This is a genomic window from Streptococcus infantis, assembly GCF_047465525.1.
In the GTDB taxonomy this organism is placed as follows: domain Bacteria; phylum Bacillota; class Bacilli; order Lactobacillales; family Streptococcaceae; genus Streptococcus; species Streptococcus infantis_R.
In genome coordinates, this window is record NZ_JASGZS010000007.1 from 1 (window position 1) to 24,426 (window position 24,426).

Consider the following 24,426-nt stretch of genomic DNA (forward strand, 5'->3'; position numbering starts at 1 on the left):
GTGGTTAATATGAAACGAATTATGGCCTTAATAAATACAAAATAACCGAGGAATTCGCTCAAATTGATGAGTGATTCCTCGGTTTTCATTTCATTAAAAGTAAGAGAGCTCCTTTTTCAGTGGGCTTCTTCCTTTATGGAGGGACTTTCTTCTTGATTCCTTATTTTATTCTTCTGTGTTATACTAGTAGGAGTAAATGCTTTGAAAGAGGAAATTCTATGAAAATCCATAAAACTGTGAACCCCGTTGCTTATGAAAATACCTATTATCTTGAAGGAGACCAACACCTGATTGTTGTTGATCCTGGTAGCCATTGGGAAGCTATTCGCAAGACTATCGAGAACATTAACAAACCGGTCTGTGCGATTCTCCTGACCCACACCCACTACGATCATATTATGAGTCTGGACTTGGTCAGAGATACTTTTGGAAATCCTCCAGTGTATGTAGCGGAAAGCGAAGCCACTTGGCTCTACACTCCAGTCGACAACCTTTCTGGTCTCCCTCGACATGACGATATGGCAGATGTCGTATGTAAACCAGCTGAACATACCTTTGTCTTTCATGAAGAATACCAGATTGAGGAGTTCCGCTTCACTGTATTACCAACTCCAGGCCACTCTATCGGAGGAGTTTCCTTCGTTTTCCCAGATGGACACTTGGTCTTAACGGGTGATGCACTCTTCCGAGAAACTATTGGACGAACAGACCTACCTACAGGTAGTATGGAACAACTCCTTCATAGTATCCAAACCCAGCTCTTTACTCTCCCAAACTACGATGTCTATCCAGGACATGGTCCAGCTACGACCATTCCTCACGAAAAAACCTTTAATCCATTTTTCTAGCAAGCTAAAAACCAAGGACAATCATCCTTGGTTTTTTTGATTACCAAATAATCACACGGTCTTCTGGTGAGCGCCACATACCGTCGCCTTCTTTGACATCGTATGTTGTAAAGAAGTCATCAAAGTTTGGCACTTGGACGTTAACACGAAGTTTAGCCGGCGCGTGTACGTCAACACTGGCCATGAGTTTCATCAACTCTGGGCGGCCTTTCATACGCCAGATACGCGCAAAGTTATGGAAGAATTCTTCGGCTGAGAAGTCTGGTTCTCTCTTAGCAGCTTCTAGCGCTGCAGCAATTCCTCCTAGGTCCGCAACGTTTTCTGATACGGTTAATTTCCCGTTAATGGTTGCTCCGTAAGATTCTTGACCATCAAATTGGTCGATAACCTTCTGAGTTTTCTCTTTGAAAGCTGCATAGTCACTCTCTGTCCACCAGTCTTTGAGGCTACCATTTTCATCAAAGGAAGCTCCGTTGGTATCAAAGGCATGAGAGATTTCATGGGCAATAACCGCTCCAATTCCACCGTAGTTGGCAGAAGATGACTGATGCAAGTCATAGAATGGAGCCTGTAGGATAGCGGCTGGAAAGACAATCAAGTTCTTTTGTGGATTGTAGTAAGCATTGACCATGTGAGCAGGCATGCCCCACTCCTTGTAGTCAACTGGCTGGTTCCACTTGCTCCAACTGTGCTTGATTTCCACGCGCGCAAAGGCAAGAGCATTCTCAAAGAGGCTAGCGTTTTCGTCTACCACCTTATCCTTGTAGCGAGCTGGCAATTCTTCTGGATAACCGATATAAGGCTTGATGACATTGAGTTTGACGATGGCCTTGTCACGAGTTTCAGGAGTCAGCCAGTCATTTTTGGCCAAGCGTTCCTTATAGACATCTATCATGGTTGCCACTTTTTTCTCTACATCCGCCTTTGCTTCTGGAGAGAATTTTTCATGGGCATACCAAAGTCCAAGGGCTTGTTTGAATGGTCCTTGCGCTAAGTGGTAAGCAGCCTTGCGTTTATCTTGGGCTTCTGGAACACCTGAAAGAGCACGACCATAAGCACCTGACAAGATACGAATCTCATCTGTCAAATAGCTCGTTGAAAGGTTGATCACACTCAAGATCAAGCTTGCCTTGAGCAAAGGCCAAGCTTCTTCACTATAGAATTGCTCTGCCGCTTGCCAGAAACGTTCCTCATCTACGATGAGCTTATCAGGTACTTGCCCAATCACAGCTTGGAAGAAGTCGTCGAGAGGTAAAGCTGGTGCAAACTTTTTGAAATCTTCATAAGAGTATGGATGGTAGAGTTTAGCGTATTCTGAACTCTCTTCGTTTGAAAGTACGACCGCTGCGATACGACGGTCTAATTCCAATCGTTTCTCTAGCAAATCTGCGATTTCTTCATCTGAGAAGTTATAGGATTTGAGTAGATTAGCAGTACTTTCTTTCCAAAGGTTCAATAATTCTTCGCGCTGTGGATGGTCTTCAGCATAGTAAGTCGTATCAGGCAAGATTGTTCCTGGAGCACTGGCCCAAAGAACATTGGTTCTAGCATCCATAAAGTCTGGTGATACGCCAAATGGAAGGAAGTTTGGTTTACCAGCTAATTCAAACTCTGCTAATTTGCTTGCGAAATCCGCAAAACTTTCCAAATCTTGGTATTCCTTAAGCATAGGAAGAACTGGTTTGATTCCATCTGCTTCTCGTTTGTCAAAATCTCTGACCATACGATGGTACTTAACAAAATTTGCTAAGATGGCATCTTCTGGCACATCTTCACCTTCCAACCATTTGTCGGTTGTCGTTAGCATCAACTCTTCAATTTCTTCGTCAAGGTCGATAAAACCACCTGTTCTCGATTTATCAGCTGGAATGACGGCAGTCTTTTCCCACTCACCATTTATAGCATCATAAAAATCATCTTGATAACGTGTCATCTTGTTCTCGCTTTCCTAATTTCACTTATTCCTAGCTTAGCAAAATTCCCTTGGGATTGCAATTAAAAATGCCGAGTTGCCCTCTTATTTTAATCATTAATATTTTAAGTTTTTACAAAAATTAACTTGACTTAAAAATAAAATTAAGGTATATTAAAAAATAGGAGGAATATAACTGTATGATACGTATCGAAAACCTCAGTGTCTCCTACAAAGAAACGTTGGCACTTAAGGATATTTCTCTAGTGCTCCATGGACCAACAATCACCGGTATCATTGGTCCAAACGGTGCTGGGAAATCAACATTATTAAAAGGGATGCTGGGAATTATCCCACATCAAGGTCAGGCATTTCTCGATGACAAGGAAGTGAAAAAATCCTTACATCGAATCGCCTATGTCGAACAAAAAATCAATATCGACTACAACTTTCCCATCAAGGTCAAGGAATGTGTCTCTCTAGGACTCTTTCCCTCTATCCCTCTCTTTCGCAGTTTAAATGCTAAACATTGGAAGAAAGTGCAAGAGGCCCTTGAAATCGTCGGTCTAGCTGACTACGCAGAACGGCAAATCAGTCAACTGTCTGGAGGTCAATTCCAGCGGGTCTTGATTGCCAGATGTTTGGTGCAAGAAGCCGACTATATCCTCTTGGATGAGCCCTTTGTTGGGATTGACTCTGTCAGTGAGGAAATCATCATGAATACGCTGAGAGATCTGAAAAAAGCTGGGAAGACGGTTCTGATCGTCCACCACGACCTCAGCAAGGTTCCCCACTACTTCGATCAAGTCTTGCTTGTCAATCGAGAAGTGATTGCCTTTGGTCCAACCAAAGAAACCTTTACCGAAGCCAATCTCAAAGAAGCTTACGGTAATCGACTCTTTTTCAATGGAGGTGACCTATGATTGCAGAATTTATCGATGGATTGCAAAAATTCCATTTCTTACAAAATGCCTTGATAACAGCCATTGTCATCGGGGTCGTAGCTGGAGCTGTAGGATGTTTCATTATTCTACGCGGGATGTCACTCATGGGAGATGCCATTTCACATGCTGTCTTGCCAGGTGTAGCCCTCTCCTTTATCTTGGGCCTTGACTTCTTTATCGGAGCCATTGTCTTTGGATTGCTAGCTGCCATCATCATTACCTACATCAAGGGGAACTCGATTATCAAAAGCGATACCGCCATCGGCATTACCTTTTCTTCTTTCTTAGCCCTCGGTATCATCTTGATTAGTGTCGCTAAAAGTTCAACTGACCTTTTCCATATCCTTTTTGGTAATATCCTAGCCGTCCAAGATACGGATATGTTTATTACCATGGGGGTAGGGGCAGCCATTCTCTTGTTAATCTGGATTTTCTTCAAGCAACTCTTGATAACTTCCTTTGATGAACTCTTGGCTAAAGCCATGGGAATGCCTGTCAATTTCTATCACTACCTTCTCATGGTACTCCTAACTCTTGTGTCTGTGACAGCCATGCAAAGTGTCGGAACTATCCTGATTGTAGCCATGCTGATTACCCCAGCGGCAACTGCTTATCTGTATGCTAATAGCCTGAAAAGTATGATTTTCCTTTCCTCAACCTTTGGAGCGACTGCTTCAGTTTTGGGACTCTTTATCGGTTATAGCTTTAACGTTGCGGCAGGTTCTAGTATCGTGCTTACAGCCGCTAGTTTCTTTCTCATTAGCTTCTTTATCGCTCCAAAACAACGATATTTGAAACTGAAAAATAAACATTTGTTAAAATAAGGGGCAGAACCCCACTAAATTGGAGGATCTAATGAAAAAATTAGGTACATTACTCGTTCTCTTTCTTTCCGCCATTGTTCTTGTAGCATGTGCTAGTGGAAAAAAAGATGCAGCTTCTGGTCAAAAACTAAAAGTTGTTGCTACAAACTCAATCATCGCTGATATTACTAAAAATATTGCTGGTGACAAGATTGATCTTCACAGTATCGTTCCTGTTGGTCAAGACCCACACGAATACGAACCACTTCCTGAAGACGTTAAGAAAACTTCTCAAGCTGATTTGATTTTCTATAACGGTATCAACCTTGAAACAGGTGGCAATGCTTGGTTTACAAAATTGGTAGAAAATGCTAAGAAAACTGAAAACAAAGACTACTTTGCAGTCAGCGAAGGTGTTGATGTTATCTACCTTGAAGGCCAAAATGAAAAAGGAAAAGAAGACCCACACGCTTGGCTCAACCTTGAAAATGGGATCATCTTTGCTAAAAATATCGCAAAACAATTGAGCGCTAAAGACCCTAGCAACAAGGAATTCTACGAAAAAAATCTCAAAGAATATACTGATAAGCTAGACAAACTTGACAAGGAAGCTAAAGAGAAATTTAACAACATCCCTGCTGAGAAAAAACTCATCGTAACCAGCGAAGGATGCTTCAAATACTTCTCTAAAGCCTACGGTGTCCCAAGTGCCTACATCTGGGAAATCAATACTGAAGAAGAAGGAACACCTGACCAAATCAAGACCTTGGTTGAAAAACTTCGCCAAACAAAAACTCCTTCACTCTTTGTAGAATCAAGCGTGGATGACCGTCCAATGAAGACTGTTTCACAAGACACAAACATCCCAATCTATGCTCAAATCTTTACAGATTCTATCGCTGAAGAAGGCAAAGAAGGCGACAGCTACTACAACATGATGAAATACAATCTTGAAAAGATTGCTGAAGGTTTGTCTAAATAAATTTCTAAAAACGTCATTCTCTGAACTGCACCCCAAAAGTTAGACATAAAAATCTAACTTTTGGGGTGTTTTTATTATGAAATTAACTTATGATGATAAAGTTCAGATCTATGAACTTAGAAAACAAGGATATAGCTTAGAGAAGCTTTCAAATAAATTTGGGATAAACAATTCTAATATTAGGTACATGATTAAATTGATTGATCGTTATGGAATAGAGTTCGTCAAAAAAGGAAAAAATCGTTACTATTCTCCTGATTTAAAACAAGAAATGATTAATAAAGTCTTACATGAAGGCTGGACTAAAGATAGAGTTTCTCTTGAATACGGTCTCCCAAGTCGTACGATACTTCTTAATTGGCTAGCACAATACAAGAAAAACGGGTATACTATTGTTGAGAAAACAAGAGGGAGAGTACCTAAAATGGGACGTAAGCCAAAAACGAGACCTGAAGAGAGGACAGAATTAGAACGTCTTCAAGCAGAAAATGAGTACCTGAGAGCGGAGAATGCTATCCTAAAAAAGTTAAGAGAACTCCAATTGAAGGAGGAAAAAGAGAAAGAAGAAAGACAGAAATTGTTCAAGAATTAATGACTGAGTTTTCGTTAGATATTCTTCTAAAAGCCATTAAACTAGCTCGTTCGACCTACTACTATCACTTGAAACAGCTAGACAAACCAGATAAGGACCAAGAGCTTAAAGCTAAAATTCAATCCATTTTTATCGAACATAAGGGAAATTATGGTTATCGTCGGATTCATTTAGAACTAAGAAATCGTGGATATCTGGTAAATCATAAAAGAGTTCAACGCTTGATGAAAGTACTCAATTTACAAGCTAAAATGCGACAGAAACGAAAATATTCTTCTCATAAAGGAGACGTTGGCAAGAAGGCAGATAATCTTATTCAACGCCAATTTGAAGCAACCAAACCAATGGAAAAGTGTTATACGGATGTGACAGAGTTTACCATTCCAAATAGCACTCAGAAACTCTATTTATCGCCCGTTTTAGATGGTTTCAACAGCGAAATCATCGCTTATCATCTTTCTACTTCACCGAACTTGGAACAAGTGAAGAGCATGTTAAAACAGGCCTTCACAGAGAAGTACTATGAGAATACGATTCTCCATAGTGACCAAGGATGGCAATACCAACACGATTTTTATCATCATTTTTTAAAGAATAAGGGAATCCAACCATCTATGTCACGTAAGGGGAATAGCCCAGATAACGGTATGATGGAATCTTTCTTTGGCATTCTTAAGACTGAAATGTTTTATGGTTATGAGAATACGTTTCAGTCACTTGAGCACTTGGAACAAGCTATTGTAGACTATATTGATTACTACAACAACAAACGAATTAAGGTAAAACTAAAAGGACTTAGTCCTGTACAATACAGAACTAAATCCTTTGCTTAAATTAATTGTCTAACTTTTTGGGATCAGTACACTCCTTGAATTGGCGTTTTTGTCTAATCAATTTTCAGTCAAACTATTGGAAAAGTCTGAACATTTAATGTAGAATGAAAGAAAAAAGATTGGAGTAGCTTATGACTACATTCCTTGGAAATCCTGTAACTTTTACAGGAAAACAACTGCAAGTAGGAGACAAGGCTCTTGACTTCTCTCTAACAACAACTGACCTTTCTAAAAAATCACTGGCTGACTTTGATGGTAAGAAAAAGATTTTGAGTGTCATTCCTTCTATCGACACTGGTATCTGTTCTCTTCAGACTCGTCGCTTTAACCAAGAATTGGCTAGCTTGGACAACACTGTTGTCCTTGCTGTTTCTATGGACCTTCCATTTGCTCAAAAACGTTGGTGTGGCGCAGAGGGAATTGAAAATGCCATCATGCTCTCAGACTACTTCGACCACTCTTTTGGACGTGATTACGCGCTCTTAATCAATGAATGGCATCTGCTTGCACGCGCAGTCTTTGTTCTCGATACAGACAATATCATCCGCTATGTCGAATACGTGGATAATATCAATTCCGAGCCAAACTTTGAAGCAGCCATTGAAGCAGCAAAGTCGCTTGACTAAAAGAAAGCCCACTTATAACAAGGCAGAAAGCTAGAGAAATCTAGCTTTTTTTGGTATACTAGATGGAGATAATAAACAAGGAAATGCGAATGACACCAAATAAAGAAGATTACTTAAAATGTATTTATGAGATTGGCATGGAACTTCCTAAGATTACCAATAAGGAAATCGCTGCTCGAATGCAGGTATCTCCTCCTGCGGTAACAGAGATGATCAAACGCATGCAATCCGAAAATCTTATCCTAAAAGATCAGAAAAAAGGCTACTTACTAACGGATATTGGTTTAAAACTTGTATCTGACCTTTACCGAAAGCACCGACTCATTGAAGTTTTTCTGGTTCACCATCTGGACTATACCAGTAACCAGATTCATGACGAAGCTGAGGTATTAGAACATACGGTTTCAGACTTTTTTGTCGAGAGATTAGACAAAATGTTAGGCTTTCCAAAGACCTGCCCTCATGGTGGTACCATTCCTGCCAAGGGAGAACTTTTGGTTGAAATCAATAACTTGCCACTAGCAGAAACCAAAGAAGCTGGAACCTATCTCCTGACTCGCGTTCACGATAGCTTTGACCTTCTCAAATATCTGGAAAAACACAGTATCCATATTGGAGACAAACTCCAAGTCAAGCAGTTTGATGACTTCTCTAATACCTTCACTCTGATTCACAAGAATGAAGAACTCCAAGTCAGCCTAGAAATTGCCAAGCAGCTCTATGTTGAAAAACTGAACTAAATACATTACAAAAAAACCAAGCCCGCGAGCTTGGTTTTTCTTATCTATTTTTAGTATCAAGGATGATGGTTACTGGGCCATCATTGACCAGTTCCACCTGCATATCTGCTCCAAAGACTCCTGTCTCAACAGGAACTTCCTTGGCTAGTTCTTGGTTAAATTCTTGATAGAAAGCTTCCGCCATATCCGGTTTAGCTGCCCCGGTAAAGGCTGGGCGATTGCCTTTTTTGGTATCTGCAAACAGAGTAAACTGAGAGATGGAGAGAATTTGGCCTTGAATATCCTTAACCGATAAGTTCATCTTGCCTTCAGCATCTGAGAAAATTCGCATATTGACAAGTTTTCTCACTGCATACTCCAAATCTTCCTGCTGATCCTCAGGTCCAACACCTACTAAGAGTAAGAGCCCCTGCTGGATTTTCCCATATACTTGCCCCTCAATAGAAACTTGAGCTTTCTTGACACGCTGAACGATAATTTTCATAGCAATCCTTTCTGATGATATCAAGCCAACTTAACCATTGGTACGTTTAACCGAGTAGACTTCTGGTACACTCTTAATCTTATCAACTACGGTGGTCAGCATTGAAAGGTTTGAAATTCCAAAGGAAACATGAATATTGGCAAATTTCATATCCTTGGTTGGTTGGGCATTAACTGTTGAGATATTCTTAGTTGTATTTGACAAGACTTGCAAGATATCATTCAATAGACCAGAACGGTTGAGTCCGTAGATATCGATGTGAGCCATATATTCCTTGTTTGAGAATTGGTCTTCCCATTCAACATCGAGTAGACGTTGTTCGTAGTTTTCCTGTGAACGAAGGTTCATACAGTCTACACGGTGGATGGCAACTCCGCGTCCTTTGGTAATATAGCCGACGATATCATCACCTGGAACAGGGTTACAACATTTGGCAATCCGGATCAAGAGCCCAGAAGCACCTTGGATGACTACTCCACCCTCATGCTTAACCTTAAGCGTGTCCTTGTTCTCTACTTTGACTTCGCCACCCTTAACCAATTCTTCAGCCTCTGCCTTAGCCTTGGCACGCTCTTCTTCACGACGTTCTTTCTCAGTCAAACGGTTAAAGACTGTGATGGCTCCGATTTCTCCAAAACCAATCGCAGCAAAGAGAGCTTCTTCTGTCTTGTAACTGGTTTTTTGAAGGACTTCATCCATGTGGCGTTTGTCCATAAATTTATTGGCCACATAGCCATTTTCTTGGAGCTGACTAATCAGCAATTCACGGCCTTTATTGATGGACAATTCTTTGTCTTGGTTTTTAAAGAACTGACGAATTTTGTTACGAGCCTTGCTGGTCTTGACCATATTGAGCCAGTCACGGCTTGGTCCAAATGAATTTGGATTGGTGATGATTTCAACCTGGTCACCCGTTTTTAACTTGGTCGTCAATGGAACCATGCGACCATTAACCTTGGCACCAGTCGCTTTTTCCCCAATCTTTGTATGAATTTCATAAGCAAAGTCAATCGGACCTGAATCTTTTGGAAGTGAACGAACCGCTCCATCTGGAGTAAAGACATAAATCTCCTCAGCCAGATAGTTTTCTTTGACAGTATCTACAAACTCCTTGGCATCATCTGCTTGATCTTGGAGTTCCATCATCTCCTTGATCCAGTTCATTCCAATAGCAGATTCCTTACTATTAACCTGACCCTTGATTCCTTTTTTGTAAGCCCAGTGAGCCGCAACCCCGTACTCAGCAACCTCATGCATTTCCTTGGTTCGAATCTGGAATTCAATAGGTCCCTTTGGTCCATAAACAGTTGTATGGATGGACTGGTAACCATTGGCCTTACGGTTGGCAATATAGTCTTTAAAACGTCCCGGCATCGGTTTCCAAAGCTCATGAACGTAGCCCAACATCGCATAGACATCACTCTGAGTGTCTAGGATACAACGAATAGCAATCAGGTCGTAGATCTCTTCAAAGCGTTTTTTCTTATCCTGCATCTTACGATAGATAGAGTAGATATGCTTTGGACGACCGTAGATTTTTCCTGTAAGATGGCGCTCAGATGAGTATTCCTCGAGTTTCGTCACAACTTCATCGACCAAGGCTTCACGCTCTTGACGTTTTTCCTTCATCATGTGACTAATCTTGTAAAATTCAGTTGGATTGAGATAGCGGAAAGAGAGATCTTCCAGTTCCCACTTCACACTTGAAATCCCCAAACGGTGAGCAAGTGGTGCATATATTTCCATGGTTTCTCTAGAAATACGTTCCTGCTTGTCCTTACGAAGGTGCTTAAGGGTGCGCATATTATGCAGGCGGTCAGATAGTTTGACCAAGATAACACGGATATCTTCTGACATAGCCATGAGCATCTTGCGATGATTCTCAGCCAGCTGCTCCTCGATAGACTTATACTCAACCTTACCAAGCTTAGTAACACCGTCTACAATCACTCGAACATCGTGACCAAACTCTCTCTCTAAATCATCCAAAGTCGTTTCCGTATCTTCAACCACGTCATGCAAAAAACCACAGGCAACAGTGACAGCGTCTAGCTTGAGCTTAGCCAAAATACCTGCTACCTGAATAGGATGGATAATGTAGGGTTCGCCAGATTTACGATATTGACCACTATGGCATTCTACAGCGTAAACCAAGGCTTTATGTACAAAAGCCACATCTTCTTTCGATAAATATTTCTGTGTTAAAGCGACAACTTCATCGCCTGAATAAATTACTTCTTTGGGCATGCATACTCTCCAGTTCTTCCTACCATTTTAACACTTTTTTGACAATATGAAAACTAGAAAAGCCTAGTTCTGTAAGAGTTTGCTTATCTTAGCAAAAAAGCACTACTAGAAAACTCTAGCAGTGCTAACACATTTAAAATCTATCTTAGTAAACTGTTCTTTCAGTTTCTACATCGAAGAAGTGAGCTTTGTTCAAGTCAAATCCAAGTTCAACTGTTGCACCAGCTTGCAAGTAGTCACGAGCGTCAACTTTTGCAACGAACTCATCTTTACCAACTTGGCAGTATAGGTGAGATTCTGAACCAAGCAACTCTGATACAGAGATCGTTGCTTTCACAACTGATTCTGGGAATGTTTCAAGGAAAGCAGGCTCAGCGTTCACGTCTTCTGGACGGATACCGAAGATCAATTCTTTACCTTCATAGCCTTTTTCACGAAGAACTTTCAAGGCACCTTCTGGAACTTTCAAGTTAAAACCGTCAGCAACGATGTGGTCACTGTTCAATTTAACGTTGATGAAGTTCATAGCTGGGCTTCCGATAAATCCTGCTACAAATTTGTTAACTGGGTTTTTGTAAACTTCTTGAGGAGTACCGATTTGTTCAACACGTCCGATAGTACCAGTACCAGCAGGGTTTTTAGTAGCTGACATGATAACGATACGGTCTGCAAGTGTCATCGCTTCTGTTTGGTCGTGAGTTACGTAGATAGTTGTAGCTCCGATACGACGGTGGATTTTAGCGATTTCAGCACGCATTGATACACGAAGTTTTGCATCCAAGTTTGACAAAGGTTCGTCCATCAAGAATACTTTTGCATCACGGACGATCGCACGACCCATGGCAACACGTTGACGTTGACCACCTGAAAGGTCAGCTGGTTTACGATCCAAGAATTCTTTCAAACCAAGAATTTCAGCTGCTTCTTGTACACGTTTGTCAATGTCTTCTTTGCTGTATTTACGCAATTTCAAACCGAAGGCCATGTTATCGTATACAGTCATGTGTGGGTAAAGAGCGTAGTTTTGGAATACCATGGCAATGTCACGGTCTTTTGGAGCCACGTCGTTGACAACCACGCCATCGATAGATGCAGTACCTTCTGTAATGTCTTCAAGACCTGCAATCATACGAAGAGTAGTTGATTTACCACATCCTGAAGGTCCTACGAAAACGATAAATTCTTTGTCTTTGATGTTCAAGTTGAAATCTTCAACTGAATAGTGTTCGCTATTTGGATATTTTTTGTAAATATTTTTAAGATTTAATTCTACCATTTCGGTGAACTCCTTTTGTCATTTGATAGTTTTATTATAGATGAAAACGCTTTATATTTCTATGGCAAGGTGACCAAAAAAATAAAAAAGTTCTGTGCAACTTGCACAAAACTTTAGAGAATATCTGGTAAAATCAACTGATAACACAAGGTCAAATCTGTCAATTCTTTCAACTGCAGTCCTGTCAGTTCTTCCCACTTATCAATCTTGTATTGGAGAGAATTGCGGTGTAGATAGAGTTGCTGAGCTGTTTTCGTAAGGACTGCACTGTTTTCCCACAGTGAAAGGATGATTTCCTGAATCTGATCCTGGTCTACAATCATCTGATGCAGATATTCTTTGATAACTCGGAGATCCACAATTCTTTCACCCATACTCCAAAGATAGAGTTGAGAAAAAGTATGAAATCCTTGATGTCCTTGTCGCCACCAGTTTTTGAACAAGTCACGTTCTGCTTTGATGAGATCTGACAGAGCCTGATGTCCAGTTTGTGACCAGACCTGACCTAACATGATGGATAAACGTACTCCAAAGTCATATTCTACGGCTTCCAAGGTATCTGTCAGGATTGAGCGAACGGATGTGTACTTATCCTGTTGGAGAACAAAAATGTAATCCTGCGCTCCAACCTGAAGAACTGTTTGACAATTTGGAAAGAGGGTTTTCATCATCTCTAACCAAGACGTTAAATTCTCCTGTTGAAAATAAGATAGGTGGCAGTAGACAAGTTGCAATTTTTTAAAGTTTTGCGGTGCCTGTCCTTTGCCTTCAATGAGATAACTATACCAGGGATTGAGGGAAATGGTTTGCTCCTGTTTGGTTAAGAGAGCCACCAGTTGTTTTTCACGCTCACTAAGACTAGCTTCCTCAAGCAAAAGCCACTGATAATTTGACAGAGGTAGACTTAGATAGCCCTCTCTATCAACTGGCTGATCTAAGATTTTACCATCAGGAAACCAATCCAGTAGTTCTTTTGCAATCATTCCTAGCCCTCCACTTTTTGGATGCACCAAGAAATCAAGGTTTCGAGGCGTTCCACATTTTCAGTCATATGAAGATAGCCCATGACCGCTTCAAAACCAGTAGACATACGATAGGTTACCACATCTGCATTCTTAGCCTTGGTATGGCTGTTGGTGTTGCGACCCCGTTTATAGATTTCTTCTTCTTTTTCCGTTAAGACTTCTTCTTCCAGCATGAGGGAAATCAAGTGTGCCTGAGCCTTGGCCGACACATACTTGGTTGCCTCTTGGTGAAGTTTATTGGGCTTGGTCATGCCTTTGAGAATGAGATGGCGACGAATATACATAGAATAAACTGCATCTCCTTCAAAAGCTAGCGCAATCCCGTTAATGAGATTGACATCAATCACGTGTCCACCTCACTCCATCCTTGGTATCAAGTAGCTTAATCCCTTGTGCAGCTAGTTGGTCACGGATTTGATCCGCTGTCGCAAAGTCTTTATTTGCACGTGCTTCTTGGCGTTTTTGAATCAAGGCTTCAATCTCTTCATCCAAAACTTCTTCGACAAATACCACTCCAAAGACTTCTAACATAGCTGCAAGAGTTTCCTTGACAGCTGCATCATAGTTTCCCGAGTTGATCCATTTAGCCATTTCAAAGACAACTGTGATTCCATTAGCTGTATTGAAATCCTCATCCATAGCCGCTATAAACTTATCTTTAAATGCCTGTAACTCCTGAGCATCTACAGTTCCAGTAAATGGTTGTTCATAGGTGTTCTTCAAATACTTGAGATTAGTCTCCGCATCACGCACTGCTTTTTCCGTAAAATTGATAGGCTTACGGTAGTGCTGAGTCGCAAAGAAGAAACGCAATACTTGACCGTTGATAGTTTTGAGAGCATCGTGTACCGTAATGAAGTTGCCCAAGGACTTGGACATCTTGACATTGTCGATATTGACAAAGCCATTGTGCATCCAGTAGTTGGCGAAGGTCTTGCCTGTTTTAGCTTCTGACTGGGCAATTTCGTTGGTGTGGTGCGGAAACTCAAGGTCAGCTCCACCACCGTGAATATCGATAGTATCACCCAAAATTTCAGTCGACATGACTGAACACTCAATGTGCCATCCTGGGCGACCTGGTCCCCAAGGACTGTCCCAAGAAATCTCACCTGGTTTGGCAGATTTCCAGAGGGCAAAGTCTACAGGATTTTCCTTGCGAGCAGTTTCTTCATCTGTACGACCTGAAGCCCCGAGCTCCAAGTCTTCCAAGGTTTTATTGGCCAACTTAGCATAGTTGTGGGATTTTTCTACACGGAAATAGACATCCCCTTGACTCTCATAGGCATAGCACTTTTCAATCAAGTCTTCTACAAAACGAATAATATCATCCATAAACTCGACTACACGAGGATGACGAGTTGCAGGTTTCACCCCCAAAGCCGTCACATCCTCACGAAAGGCAGCAATGTACTTGTCCGCTACTTCCTGAGGTGTGATGCCTTCTTCCTTGGCACGGTTGATAATCTTATCATCCACATCAGTGAAGTTGGAAATGTAGGCTACTTCATAGCCACGATATTCAAAATAGCGACGAATGGTATCGAAGGCTACTGTTGAGCGGGCATTCCCCACGTGGATATAGTTATAAACTGTCGGCCCACAGACATACATGCGAACCTTGCCCTCTTCAATGGGCACAAATTCTCGCAAATTACGAGACATAGTGTCATAGATTTTAATCATAAAATAATAGTCAGGAAAGCTAAAATTCATAAACAGATATTTTCATAACTAATCTGTTCAACTAAATTTTAGTCCGATTACCTGTCACAAATCGGATTTCCTTGCTCCTTTCTAAACATAAAAGAAGAATACAGTAAAAAGATGAAGGGAGTCACTACGGAAGTTTTATTGCTATGTTTTCCGTTAGGCTCCCTTTCTTGTTTCGAATTTATCGTAAAGACTAGTCTAAACTAACTCTTGAGCAATGACTAGGGCAATCTCAAAGAAAGTTATAGAATCCGCTTTTCTATCCTCGCGTCTAGCATCCCATTCGTGATTGTGATGGTCGACATAGTCAGCTGTGTAGAAAAATTGATAGACATTGGCTTGTCGATATTGGGCCCAGGCCATGATAGCTGAAGCTTCCATATCTACAACTCTAGCTCCTGCTGCTAGTCTTCGTTTGACCTTAGCAGCTGTCTCACGATAGAAGGCATCTGTGGTCCAAGACTTTGTTCGAATATGCTCAATACCAGCTTTATCCAAGGCTTTTTCCATAGTTAAGAGTAGAGATCGCTCATAGGCTATTTCATCACTTGCTGTAGCATAGTGATAACTAGTACCTTCATCACGTAAAGCCGAGCTTGGTAGGATAATCTTATCTGCTTGAATAGACTGGTCCAGAACTCCGCAAGATCCCAAAACAATAAAGTTCTTAAATCCTCTTGCTTTGAGTTCTTCCAAGAGTCCAACAACCATTGGAGCTCCAATCGTAGCCATAGCAACTGCTACCTTACTCCCATCTTTTTCATAGATATACCAGGGCAGTTTGCCATTTAGATTGGTAAGATAGCCACCTTCGTAGACACCATCTATCTGCTTAACTCGTTCAAGGATTTCTCCATTAAAAGACAAAATAATGGTATCACAAACTTCTCCACCACTAAGGAGACTTCGATCAGTTGGCTCGATAACAGCAGGTACATTTTCAAATTCTTCTAATAGCATTTATTACTCTTTCGCATTCAGATAAACCACTTGGGTTTGTTTGACAAAGCCAATCTTTTCATATAAGCGTTGGGCACCTACATTGCTATCTTCCACTGCAATCTGAAATTCCTTGTCGTTTTGCTCAATTAGTTGGTTGACAAGGGATTTTGCTAAGTAACTGCCATAGCCTTTCCCACGTTCAGGTTCAGATATTGCTAACCCGTAGAAGTAATTCGTATTAGTCGATAAATCTACTGTGCAAGTTCCAATAACCTGACTGTCTTTTAACAAAATATATAAGCGACTTTCTGGATCCTTCAGAGCTTCAGCGACATATCTATCCACAATCTCTCTAGACTCATGCTCTTCTGAGAATGCCTGAAATTTTAACTGACTAATTTGCTCCTGATACGAGCTATCTGCTAACAAAACTTCAAGATTAGAAAGGTTTGCTAACGGGTAAGGGTTTCTATCCTTACCTAACCAAGTTTCTGTCTCTTCATCCTCAATTAGTCCCCAGTTGCTGACAAAATCAGGATGACGGTCTAGAAAAATACGTTCTGTCTGAAAAGTCACTGAACGAATAGGGAAAGAAGTCGTTTCTTTCTCAAAGCTAGTAAACAAAGCACGTGCAATTCCCTGACGGCGATGATTGGGATGAACCAGTATCGTCACTTCCACATCTTGGTCATCAGCATAGACAGTTAACAAACCAACCAGTTCGCCTTTTTCGTAAAAAAGGAAAAATGCAGGCATGTTTGGATCAAAATTAAGCATGTTAGAAAGATAAGGATCACGATAAGTTCCATCATAGGCTTGGCAACAGTTAATTAGTTTTTTCGCCTCAAATAACTCCTCTTGGCTTAACTTATTTCTTGCTTGAATCATATAGATATCCTCTACAGCCCAGACGACCTATGACTGGCATCTCTCGCTTGCTCGAGTTTATTGACGTAGTATTCCCGTTTTTCTTCTACTTCATGAATGGTGGGTTCATCCTTTTGCCCATGCACTCGGACAATCTTGGCTGGAATACCGACAACCGTTACATCGCTAGGAACATCTGCCACAACAACTGCTGCAGCACCGACCTTGGCATTTTCACCGATTTCTACAGGCCCGATAACTTGGGCATGTGCAGATATGAGAGCTCCCTTACGCACGGTCGGATGGCGTTTGCCAACATCCTTCCCTGTCCCACCAAGAGTTACCCCGTGGTAGAGAAGAACCCCTTTTTCAACGATAGCCGTCTCCCCAATCACAAGGCCAGAACCATGGTCGATAAAGACACCTGAGTCGATCTGAGCACCCGGATGAATCTCGATTTGTGTCCAAAAACGCCAAAACTGGCTGTGCATACGAGCTAAGAGCTTAAAGCCATTCTTCCAGAGAAAATGAGAGAGACGGTGGGCAGCCAAGGCTTTCACACCAGGATAGGTCAAAAGAACCTCCAATGTGGTGCGAGCCGCTGGATCATTTTCTTTTACGATATCAATGGTTTCACGCCACCATCCCATACAATTCTCCTTTTCTTATTCTGAGTCTTTTGGTGTTTCTGTAGTTTCTTTCTTAGGTTTGTTGTCCTTGTGGTGGTGACGAGGACGATCGCCATGACGATGACCCTTTTCACCTTTTTCTTCTGAATGTTCAGGTTTCGGTGGACGTGGCAAGAGTGCTTTCATCGAAGCATCTACACGACCTTTTTCGTCAATCTTGATAATCTTAACATCCACTTCATCACCAATGGCTACCAAGTCTTCGACACGGTTAGTGCGAGTCCAAGCCATTTCAGAGATATGAACGAGGGCATCTGTCTTGTCAAAGAGGTTGACAAAGGCACCGAATTTCTCGATACGAACCACTTTGGCATGGTAAACTTCATCCACTTTCGCTTCACGAACCAAACCAGCAATGATTTCTTTAGCGCGGTTAATGGCAGCTTGGTCACTAGAGTAGATAGACACGTTTCCTTCTTCGTCGATATCAATCTTAACGCCTGTTTCAGCGATGATCTTATCGATGGTTTCCCCACCCTTACCGATAACAATCTTAATCTTATCCACATCGATCTTGATGGTATCAATTTTCGGAGCAGTTGGAGCTAATTCTGGACGAACTTCTGGAATGGTAGCTTCGATGACGTCAAGGATTTCAAAACGAGCTTTCTTGGCTTGAGCAAGAGCTTCTGTCAAGATTTCTGCAGTAATCCCTTGAATCTTGATATCCATTTGAAGGGCTGTAATCCCATCACGAGTACCTGCAACCTTGAAGTCCATGTCTCCAAAGTGGTCTTCCAAACCTTGGATATCTGTCAATACTGTATAGTTGTTTCCATCTGAGATAAGACCCATAGCAATACCAGCTACTGGCGCCTTGATTGGCACACCACCAGCCATAAGGGCAAGTGTTCCCGCACAGATAGAGGCTTGAGAAGAAGAACCGTTTGATTCCAATACTTCTGCTACTAGACGAATCGCATATGGGAATTCTTCCAAGCTTGGCAAGACTTGAGCAAGGGCACGCTCACCGAGAGCACCGTGACCAATTTCACGACGACCAGGTGCACCGTAACGACCAGTTTCCCCTACAGAGTATTGTGGGAAGTTATAGTGGTGCATAAAGCGTTTCTTGTACTCTGGATCCAAACCATCGATGATTTGCGTTTCACCCATTGGCGCCAAAGTCAAGATAGAAAGAGCCTGAGTTTGTCCACGAGTGAAGAGACCAGAACCGTGTACGCGAGGAAGGAAATCAACAACTGCATCCAAAGGACGGATTTCATCAACCTTACGGCCGTCAGGACGAACCTTGTCTTCAGTGATCAAACGGCGCACTTCAGCATGTTCCATTTGTTCCAAGATTTCAGCCACATCACGCATGATACGGTCAAATTCTTCGTGGTCTGCATATTTTTCTTCGTAAACTGCTGTGACTTGGTCTTTTACTGCTTGTGTTGCAGCTTCACGAGCCAATTTTTCTTCAACTTGAACAGCTTTTTGAAGGTCACTGTTGTAGGCTGCGATGATTTCAGCTTGCAATTCAGCATCTACATGAAGCAATTCTACTTCTGCTTTTTCTTTACCAACTGCCGCAACGATTTCTTCCTGGAAGGCAATCAATTCTTTGACAGCTTCGTGCCCTTTCAGAAGAGCTTCTAACATGATTTCTTCTGACAATTCTTTGGCACCAGACTCTACCATGTTAATAGCGTGCTTAGTACCAGCTACTGTCAATTCAAGAAGCGATTGCTCTGCTTGTTCTTGACTTGGGTTGATGATAATTTCTCCATCAACATAGCCTACTTGTACCCCAGCTATTGGTCCGTCAAATGGAATGTCTGAGATAGACAAGGCCAATGATGAACCGAACATCGCTGCCATTGGTGCAGATGCATTTTCATCGTAAGAAAGGACTGTGTTGATAACTTGCACTTCATTACGGAAACCTTCCGCAAACATTGGACGGATTGGACGGTCAATCAAACGCGCTGTCAAGGTCGCATCTGTTGAAGGACGTCCTTCACGTTTCATAAAGCCACCAGGAAATTTCCCAGCTGCATACATTTTTTCTTCGTAGTTGACTTGAAGTGGGAAGAAATCTCCAGTTGCCATCTTCTTAGACATAACGGCAGCAGTCAAGACAGTTGACTCACCGTAACGCACGACAACAGAGCCATTTGCTTGCTTAGCAACCTGACCAGTCTCTACGATCAACTCACGACCCGCAAAAGTCGTTTGAAACACTTGTTTTGTCATTGTAATCCCCTTTGGATTGATAAAATTATACGCCTTGCCTACAAAAATCAGGATACAAAGGGCGTTAAGAATCCCGTATGAAAATAGGAGATTGACGCAGTGTGCGATGCACACCAGGAAATCTATCTTTTTCACTAGGGATTTAGCCCGTGTTCAACTCCGAAATTACTTTAGTTCTGATTCTTTAACTTACATCTCTTTGACATAAGATTAAGACTGCTTAAATATCGTTTATACCCTCATCTTTGTATCAAGTACGTACAGAGTCTATTTTATCATATTTTTCTTAAAAAGTGCTGGCTTTTCTATTAAAAAGGAACCATTCCTCCATGAAAAGAAGAATGGTTTGCTTTTTATTATCCTAAAGATTGGTGATTAAACAAGGCATGGGTTGCTTGATGAATGTACTGAGCAGTATCTGCATTGTTCATGGTGTAGAGGTGCACGCCTGCTACGTCTTGCGTTACCAAGTCCACGATTTGATCCACGGCATAGGCAAGTCCTGCTGCTCTGAGTGACTCAGGGTCATTCTCATACTTGTCTAAGATAGCTTTAAACTTACGTGGGAGATGGATATTCTCACAAGTCTTCAAGAGACGAAGCGCTTGGTTACGATTGAGGATTGGCATGATACCCGCATGAATCGGTACATCAATACCAGCCAAGGTGCACTTATCCTGAAAATCGTAGAAACGCTCATTGTCAAAGAAAAGCTGAGTGACAAGGCTTGAACAGCCTGCATCTACTTTTTTCTTGAGATTTTGAATATCTGAGATTTGGTTTGGTGAATCAGGGTGCCCTTCTGGGTAACAAGCTCCAATAATTTCAAAGTGTGGCGCCTGCTCCTTGATGAATTCAATCAGGTCTGTCGCATAACGGAAGTCCTTTTGTGGTTCCACATCAGGGATGAGATCTCCACGAAGAGCCAAGATTTTCTGAACCCCAACCTTATCCAAATCTGCAATGGTCTCAGCCACCTTATCCTTAGTCAGATAAATAGCTGGCAAGTGAGCAATGGTTGGAATCTCCAAGTCATTTTGGATATAGTCTGCCAAACGAACCGTCGTCTCTTTGATATTAAATTTATTATTGCTGGCAGTCACACTGATAAAGTGTGGGGCCAAGTCCTGCATATCTTTCAGGGCCGCAATAATTTTGTCATTGCCTACTGCTGGGTTTGGAGGGAAAACTTCAAATGAGAGGGACGGTGTTTGACGTGACATATTTATGAACCTTTTCTAGTTGATTTCTTACTGATCAACCATGTATGGAGAACTGTCTTTTCTTACAATTTCTCACGCGCAGCTTTCGCAGCTTCTACAAGGCGGATCAAGCTTTCTTTTGTTTCTGGAATACCACGTGTTTTCAAACCACAGTCAGGATTGATCCATACTTTCTTGCTTGGTACTTTCGCAAGGATAGCTTCGATTGTGTGGTCGATTTCGCCTTCGTTAGGCACACGAGGTGAGTGGATATCGTAAACCCCAGGTCCAACTTCTGTTTGGAAGTTTTTCGCTTTGAGTTCATCCAAGATTTCAAGGTTTGAACGGCTAGCTTCAAATGAGATAACGTCCGCATCCATGTTGTCGATAGCTGGAATGATATCTGTAAATTCTGAGTAACACATGTGAGTGTGAATTTGAGTATCTGGTGCTACTGTTGAGTGTACCAAGCGGAAGGCTGGAATAGCCCAGTCAAGGTAGTCTTCATACCAGTCGCTACGACGAAGTGGCAATTTCTCGCGAAGAGCAGCCTCGTCGATTTGGATGATCTTCACGCCTGCAGCTTCAAGGTCAAGAACTTCATCCTTGATTGCAAGAGCGATTTGAAGAGTAGAATCCTTGATAGAGATGTCTTCACGTGGGAATGACCAGTTAAGAATCGTAACAGGTCCAGTCAACATACCTTTAACAGGTTTGTCCGTACGGCTTTGTGCGTAGCTAGACCATTTAACAGTGATTGGGTTGAGACGAGTTACATCACCCCAGATGATTGGTGGTTTAACCCCACGCATACCGTATGATTGTACCCAACCGTTCTTAGAGAAGAGGTAACCTGACAAGTTTTGACCGAAGTACTCAACCATGTCGTTACGCTCAAATTCACCGTGAACAAGGACATCAAAGTCGATATCTTCTTGCCATTTGATCCATTCGTCAATTGTTTCAGCAAGGAAAGCGTCGTACTCTTCTTGAGACAATTCACCTTTACGGTAAGCCAAACGTTTAGCACGAACTTCTTTTGTTTGAGGGAATGAACCGATAGTTGTTGTTGGAAGAGCTGGAAGTTTGAATGCTTCTTCTTGAATAGCTTCACGTTCTGCAAAGGCTGGCAAACGAGTGTAGTCTGCGTCTGTCAAACCAGCGATACGCGCACGAAGTTCAGCATTTTCACCCACACGCTCAGTCGCAAAGAGTTCTTTGTTGGCTACAAGTGCTTCTTCACCTTGACCATTGCGGATAGCATCCAAATCACGAATCTCATCCAATTTTTCAACTGCAAAGGCAAAGTGGTTCAAGATTGCTGGTTCAAATTCTTCATTAGCAGTTGTAAATGGCACATGAAGAAGTGAGCATGAGCTTGTCAAGACAATGTTTTCAGCTGGAATTTGCTCAAGAACAGCCAAGCTCTTTTCGTAGTTGTTGCGCCAGATGTTTTTACCATTGACAATACCTGCATAAAGAGTCTTGTCAGCTGGGAAACCACCTTTAACCAATTCAAGAGTTTTCTTACCTTCAACGAAATCAAGACCGATAGCATCTACTGGCAATTTCACAAGGTCAGCGTAAACGTCACGAACATCACCGAAGTAAGTTTGAAGCAAGACTTCAAGACCTTTTTTGTCAGCCAAGAGTTTGTTGTAGAGGTTCAAGAAGAGAGCTTTTTCTTCGGCAGTCAAATCTTTCACAAGAGCCGCTTCATCCAATTGGATGCGAGTCGCACCAAGTTCAGCCAATTTTGCAAAAACTTCTTGGTAAGCAGCCACTAAGCTGTCTACGAAGTCTTCTGCTTTCACACCTTCTTCAAAGTCTGATAATTGAAGGAAAGTGAATGGACCTACAAGGACTGGACGAGTGTTCAATCCAAGTTCTTTGGCTTCTTGGAATTCATCAAAAATCTTGTGACCTGCAAGTTTAACTTGAGTGTCTTTTTCAAATTTAGGAACGATGTAGTGATAGTTGGTGTTGAACCATTTCTTCATTGGAAGGGCGCGAACGTCTCCTTTTTCTCCTTGGTAACCACGACCCAAAGCAAAGTAGCGCTCAAGGTCAGACAAGTCCAAGTTTTGAACTGAAGCAGGTACCACGTTGAAAAGGAAAGCTGCATCTAGGAAGTTGTCATAGTGAGAAAAGTCATTTGATGGGATTTCAGTGATGCCTTTTTCTTTGACGATGTTCCAGTGTTTTGCGCGCAAGTCTTTTGCTGCAGCAAGGAGTTCTTCTTCTGAGATTTCTTTTCTAAAGTATTTTTCAGTTGTAAATTTTAATTCGCGGAATTCGCCCAAACGAGGGAAACCGATGATTGTAGTTGACATGATGTGTCCTCCAAAATTTGTTGTTGAAACTATCTTAACAGAAAAGGAATCATCTGTATAATTGTAAAAAATTAGGATTTGATATAGTTTGAAACTATATCTCCGTTTTAGACAAAAGAAAAAGACCTGAGACAAATGCCTCAAATCCTTTGTGTAGCTTGTTTTTAGCTGTATTTTAGTTAGACTGGTAAAACGCGTTATTAGTAACTCTTATAAGTGACTATGGCTTGTTATTAGAAAAGACTATAGGTTGATTTTTCTTTTGTAATTCTGATATTTCCCTGAAAAGTGCGGACGGGAGCAACTTACTTCGTAATTTCATCCCTAATTTTTGAGCCAGAATGTCTCAAAAATTCCGTTCTAGATAATAAATTATTATCTAGAATACCACTATAGCGGGAAATATCCGCTAAAAGCTCACTTCGTTCGCACTTGATATAAATAAAGCATAATTTTTCTATATTATACACTTGAGGCACTATAACTGTTAAATTTGTTAAAGTTTTCCAACTTCTTCCTATCAACTCTTTCCCTGTTCGAGGGGGATGACTGCTAGTGTCTTTCCTAAACTGGCTAGGACTTTTAAGACTGTGTCCAACTGGGGGCTAGTCTTACCTGTTTCCATCCTAGCTATAACAGGCTGGCTTACTCCACTAAGTTCTTCTAGCTTTTTCTGACTGATTCCTTGCTCATGTCTGGCCTCAATCAACTCGCTCATGATAGCCACTCGCATATCACTTTCAAGTATTTCCTCCTTGGTAAAGAGTTCTGACCGGACATCCTTCCAGTTACTCCCAATAGCACTATTCTTCATCACTTAACCTTCTTTCTTTTAAGTCCTTTAGTTCACGCTTGGCTTTTTCAATTTCTCTTCTAGGAGTTTTCTGAGTCTTTTTGACAAAATGATGTAAAAGAACAAAACTACCATCAACCCATGCTACAAATAAAATTCGATCTCTCAGAGGTCTTAGTTCCCAAATCTCATCTTCCAAATGTTTGATGTAGGGTTCCCCAGCTCTCGTCCCATGGTGACTAAGCAACTCGATATAGTCATTTAGTTTATTGAGTTTGATGCGACTATCCTTACTTTTCTGACTAGCCAATTCTCTCATATAATCCAAAACTGGCTCGTTTCCATTTTTGTCCTTATAGAAGTAAATCGTATGCACCAA

General features: G+C 41.5%; 22 protein-coding genes. 7 read left to right on the forward strand and 15 right to left on the reverse strand.

Annotated elements, in window-relative coordinates; all coding sequences use genetic code 11:
* The first annotated feature begins 218 nt into the window (after window positions 1-218).
* Window positions 219-848 (forward strand): MBL fold metallo-hydrolase, encoded by a 630-nt coding sequence (locus QM374_RS03520; protein ID WP_414310881.1) that lies wholly within the window; start codon window positions 219-221, stop codon window positions 846-848.
* 40 nt (window positions 849-888) lie between these two features.
* Here the strand turns inward: QM374_RS03520 and QM374_RS03525 are convergent, their stop codons facing one another.
* Window positions 889-2,781, reverse strand: coding sequence for a M13 family metallopeptidase (locus tag QM374_RS03525; RefSeq protein ID WP_414310882.1), 1,893 nt, complete (start codon window positions 2,779-2,781; stop codon window positions 889-891).
* A 179-nt stretch (window positions 2,782-2,960) separates the two neighbouring features.
* Between QM374_RS03525 and QM374_RS03530 the strand changes: the two genes are divergently transcribed.
* The 6 genes from QM374_RS03530 (at window position 2,961) to QM374_RS03555 (ending at window position 8,280) form a co-directional block, all read left to right on the forward strand.
* The gene (locus QM374_RS03530) at window positions 2,961-3,683 is read left to right on the forward strand and encodes a metal ABC transporter ATP-binding protein (protein ID WP_000619150.1); all 723 of its coding nucleotides are present in this window, start codon (window positions 2,961-2,963) and stop codon (window positions 3,681-3,683) included.
* Window positions 3,680-4,528 carry a metal ABC transporter permease gene (locus QM374_RS03535; protein WP_000559776.1) on the forward strand — a complete coding sequence of 283 codons (849 nt, stop codon included), beginning with the start codon at window positions 3,680-3,682 and terminating at the stop codon, window positions 4,526-4,528. The genes QM374_RS03530 and QM374_RS03535 overlap by 4 nt, the downstream gene beginning before the upstream one ends.
* A 31-nt stretch (window positions 4,529-4,559) precedes the next feature.
* Window positions 4,560-5,489 carry a metal ABC transporter substrate-binding lipoprotein/adhesin PsaA gene (gene psaA / locus QM374_RS03540; RefSeq protein WP_414310883.1) on the forward strand — a complete coding sequence of 310 codons (930 nt, stop codon included), beginning with the start codon at window positions 4,560-4,562 and terminating at the stop codon, window positions 5,487-5,489.
* Window positions 5,490-5,565: 76 nt separating this feature from the next.
* Window positions 5,566-6,914 (forward strand): IS3 family transposase gene (locus QM374_RS03545; RefSeq protein WP_414310884.1). Its coding sequence is split into 2 segments (ribosomal slippage): window positions 5,566-6,016 and window positions 6,016-6,914, totalling 1,350 coding nucleotides; the frame shifts between segments, so codons are not numbered across the junction.
* Window positions 6,915-7,045: 131 nt separating this feature from the next.
* The gene (gene tpx / locus QM374_RS03550) at window positions 7,046-7,540 is read left to right on the forward strand and encodes a thiol peroxidase (RefSeq protein ID WP_414310885.1); all 495 of its coding nucleotides are present in this window, start codon (window positions 7,046-7,048) and stop codon (window positions 7,538-7,540) included.
* An 89-nt stretch (window positions 7,541-7,629) separates the two neighbouring features.
* Entirely contained in the window at window positions 7,630-8,280 is a 651-nt protein-coding gene (locus QM374_RS03555) for a metal-dependent transcriptional regulator (protein ID WP_414310886.1), read from the forward strand.
* 40 nt (window positions 8,281-8,320) lie between these two features.
* Here QM374_RS03555 and dtd read toward each other — a convergent pair whose 3' ends face one another.
* The 14 genes from dtd to QM374_RS03625 form a co-directional block, all read right to left on the reverse strand.
* On the reverse strand, window positions 8,321-8,764 hold the full coding sequence (gene dtd / locus QM374_RS03560; RefSeq protein WP_371560400.1) for a D-aminoacyl-tRNA deacylase: 444 nt from the start codon (window positions 8,762-8,764) through the stop codon (window positions 8,321-8,323).
* 30 nt (window positions 8,765-8,794) lie between these two features.
* Window positions 8,795-11,011, reverse strand: a complete 2,217-nt coding sequence (locus QM374_RS03565; protein WP_414310887.1) for a RelA/SpoT family protein — start codon at window positions 11,009-11,011, stop codon at window positions 8,795-8,797.
* 145 nt (window positions 11,012-11,156) lie between these two features.
* Window positions 11,157-12,287 (reverse strand): ABC transporter ATP-binding protein, encoded by a 1,131-nt coding sequence (locus tag QM374_RS03570; protein ID WP_414310888.1) that lies wholly within the window; start codon window positions 12,285-12,287, stop codon window positions 11,157-11,159.
* A gap of 113 nt (window positions 12,288-12,400) precedes the next feature.
* The gene (locus tag QM374_RS03575; RefSeq protein ID WP_414310889.1) at window positions 12,401-13,270 is read right to left on the reverse strand and encodes a helix-turn-helix domain-containing protein; all 870 of its coding nucleotides are present in this window, start codon (window positions 13,268-13,270) and stop codon (window positions 12,401-12,403) included.
* 2 nt (window positions 13,271-13,272) lie between these two features.
* On the reverse strand, window positions 13,273-13,659 hold the full coding sequence (locus QM374_RS03580) for a Mini-ribonuclease 3 (RefSeq protein WP_045763483.1): 387 nt from the start codon (window positions 13,657-13,659) through the stop codon (window positions 13,273-13,275).
* Entirely contained in the window at window positions 13,652-14,995 is a 1,344-nt protein-coding gene (cysS, locus tag QM374_RS03585; protein WP_281334703.1) for a cysteine--tRNA ligase, read from the reverse strand. Before cysS ends, QM374_RS03580 begins: the two co-directional genes overlap by 8 nt.
* A 225-nt stretch (window positions 14,996-15,220) precedes the next feature.
* Entirely contained in the window at window positions 15,221-15,982 is a 762-nt protein-coding gene (locus QM374_RS03590; RefSeq protein WP_414310890.1) for a nucleoside phosphorylase, read from the reverse strand.
* Window positions 15,983-15,985: 3 nt separating this feature from the next.
* Window positions 15,986-16,852 (reverse strand): GNAT family N-acetyltransferase, encoded by an 867-nt coding sequence (locus QM374_RS03595; RefSeq protein WP_414310891.1) that lies wholly within the window; start codon window positions 16,850-16,852, stop codon window positions 15,986-15,988.
* An 11-nt stretch (window positions 16,853-16,863) separates the two neighbouring features.
* Complete coding sequence (gene cysE, locus QM374_RS03600) at window positions 16,864-17,481, reverse strand: serine O-acetyltransferase (protein ID WP_248035959.1); 618 nt, start codon at window positions 17,479-17,481, stop codon at window positions 16,864-16,866.
* Between the two features lie 15 nt (window positions 17,482-17,496).
* Window positions 17,497-19,719 carry a polyribonucleotide nucleotidyltransferase gene (gene pnp, locus QM374_RS03605; protein WP_414310892.1) on the reverse strand — a complete coding sequence of 741 codons (2,223 nt, stop codon included), beginning with the start codon at window positions 19,717-19,719 and terminating at the stop codon, window positions 17,497-17,499.
* A 356-nt stretch (window positions 19,720-20,075) separates the two neighbouring features.
* Window positions 20,076-20,942, reverse strand: a complete 867-nt coding sequence (gene metF / locus QM374_RS03610; protein ID WP_414310893.1) for a methylenetetrahydrofolate reductase [NAD(P)H] — start codon at window positions 20,940-20,942, stop codon at window positions 20,076-20,078.
* Between the two features lie 62 nt (window positions 20,943-21,004).
* Complete coding sequence (metE, locus tag QM374_RS03615) at window positions 21,005-23,254, reverse strand: 5-methyltetrahydropteroyltriglutamate--homocysteine S-methyltransferase (RefSeq protein WP_414310894.1); 2,250 nt, start codon at window positions 23,252-23,254, stop codon at window positions 21,005-21,007.
* A gap of 520 nt (window positions 23,255-23,774) precedes the next feature.
* Window positions 23,775-24,068, reverse strand: a complete 294-nt coding sequence (locus tag QM374_RS03620; protein WP_414310895.1) for a helix-turn-helix domain-containing protein — start codon at window positions 24,066-24,068, stop codon at window positions 23,775-23,777.
* Window positions 24,058-24,423, reverse strand: coding sequence for a type II toxin-antitoxin system RelE/ParE family toxin (locus QM374_RS03625; protein WP_033682197.1), 366 nt, complete (start codon window positions 24,421-24,423; stop codon window positions 24,058-24,060). Before QM374_RS03625 ends, QM374_RS03620 begins: the two co-directional genes overlap by 11 nt.
* Between the last annotated feature and the right edge of the window lie 3 nt (window positions 24,424-24,426).

Coding starts and splice junctions, on each gene's coding strand:
- QM374_RS03565 (WP_414310887.1), bottom strand. CDS start 11,011: ATGCCCAAAGAAGTAATTTATTCAGGCGATGAAGTTGTCGCTTTAACA.
- cysS (WP_281334703.1), bottom strand. CDS start 14,995: ATGATTAAAATCTATGACACTATGTCTCGTAATTTGCGAGAATTTGTG.
- QM374_RS03520 (WP_414310881.1), top strand. CDS start 219: ATGAAAATCCATAAAACTGTGAACCCCGTTGCTTATGAAAATACCTAT.
- QM374_RS03575 (WP_414310889.1), bottom strand. CDS start 13,270: ATGATTGCAAAAGAACTACTGGATTGGTTTCCTGATGGTAAAATCTTA.
- cysE (WP_248035959.1), bottom strand. CDS start 17,481: ATGGGATGGTGGCGTGAAACCATTGATATCGTAAAAGAAAATGATCCA.
- QM374_RS03595 (WP_414310891.1), bottom strand. CDS start 16,852: ATGATTCAAGCAAGAAATAAGTTAAGCCAAGAGGAGTTATTTGAGGCG.
- QM374_RS03525 (WP_414310882.1), bottom strand. CDS start 2,781: ATGACACGTTATCAAGATGATTTTTATGATGCTATAAATGGTGAGTGG.
- QM374_RS03620 (WP_414310895.1), bottom strand. CDS start 24,068: ATGAAGAATAGTGCTATTGGGAGTAACTGGAAGGATGTCCGGTCAGAA.
- metF (WP_414310893.1), bottom strand. CDS start 20,942: ATGTCACGTCAAACACCGTCCCTCTCATTTGAAGTTTTCCCTCCAAAC.
- tpx (WP_414310885.1), top strand. CDS start 7,046: ATGACTACATTCCTTGGAAATCCTGTAACTTTTACAGGAAAACAACTG.
- pnp (WP_414310892.1), bottom strand. CDS start 19,719: ATGACAAAACAAGTGTTTCAAACGACTTTTGCGGGTCGTGAGTTGATC.
- QM374_RS03590 (WP_414310890.1), bottom strand. CDS start 15,982: ATGCTATTAGAAGAATTTGAAAATGTACCTGCTGTTATCGAGCCAACT.
- dtd (WP_371560400.1), bottom strand. CDS start 8,764: ATGAAAATTATCGTTCAGCGTGTCAAGAAAGCTCAAGTTTCTATTGAG.
- QM374_RS03555 (WP_414310886.1), top strand. CDS start 7,630: ATGACACCAAATAAAGAAGATTACTTAAAATGTATTTATGAGATTGGC.
- QM374_RS03535 (WP_000559776.1), top strand. CDS start 3,680: ATGATTGCAGAATTTATCGATGGATTGCAAAAATTCCATTTCTTACAA.
- psaA (WP_414310883.1), top strand. CDS start 4,560: ATGAAAAAATTAGGTACATTACTCGTTCTCTTTCTTTCCGCCATTGTT.
- QM374_RS03530 (WP_000619150.1), top strand. CDS start 2,961: ATGATACGTATCGAAAACCTCAGTGTCTCCTACAAAGAAACGTTGGCA.
- metE (WP_414310894.1), bottom strand. CDS start 23,254: ATGTCAACTACAATCATCGGTTTCCCTCGTTTGGGCGAATTCCGCGAA.
- QM374_RS03570 (WP_414310888.1), bottom strand. CDS start 12,287: ATGGTAGAATTAAATCTTAAAAATATTTACAAAAAATATCCAAATAGC.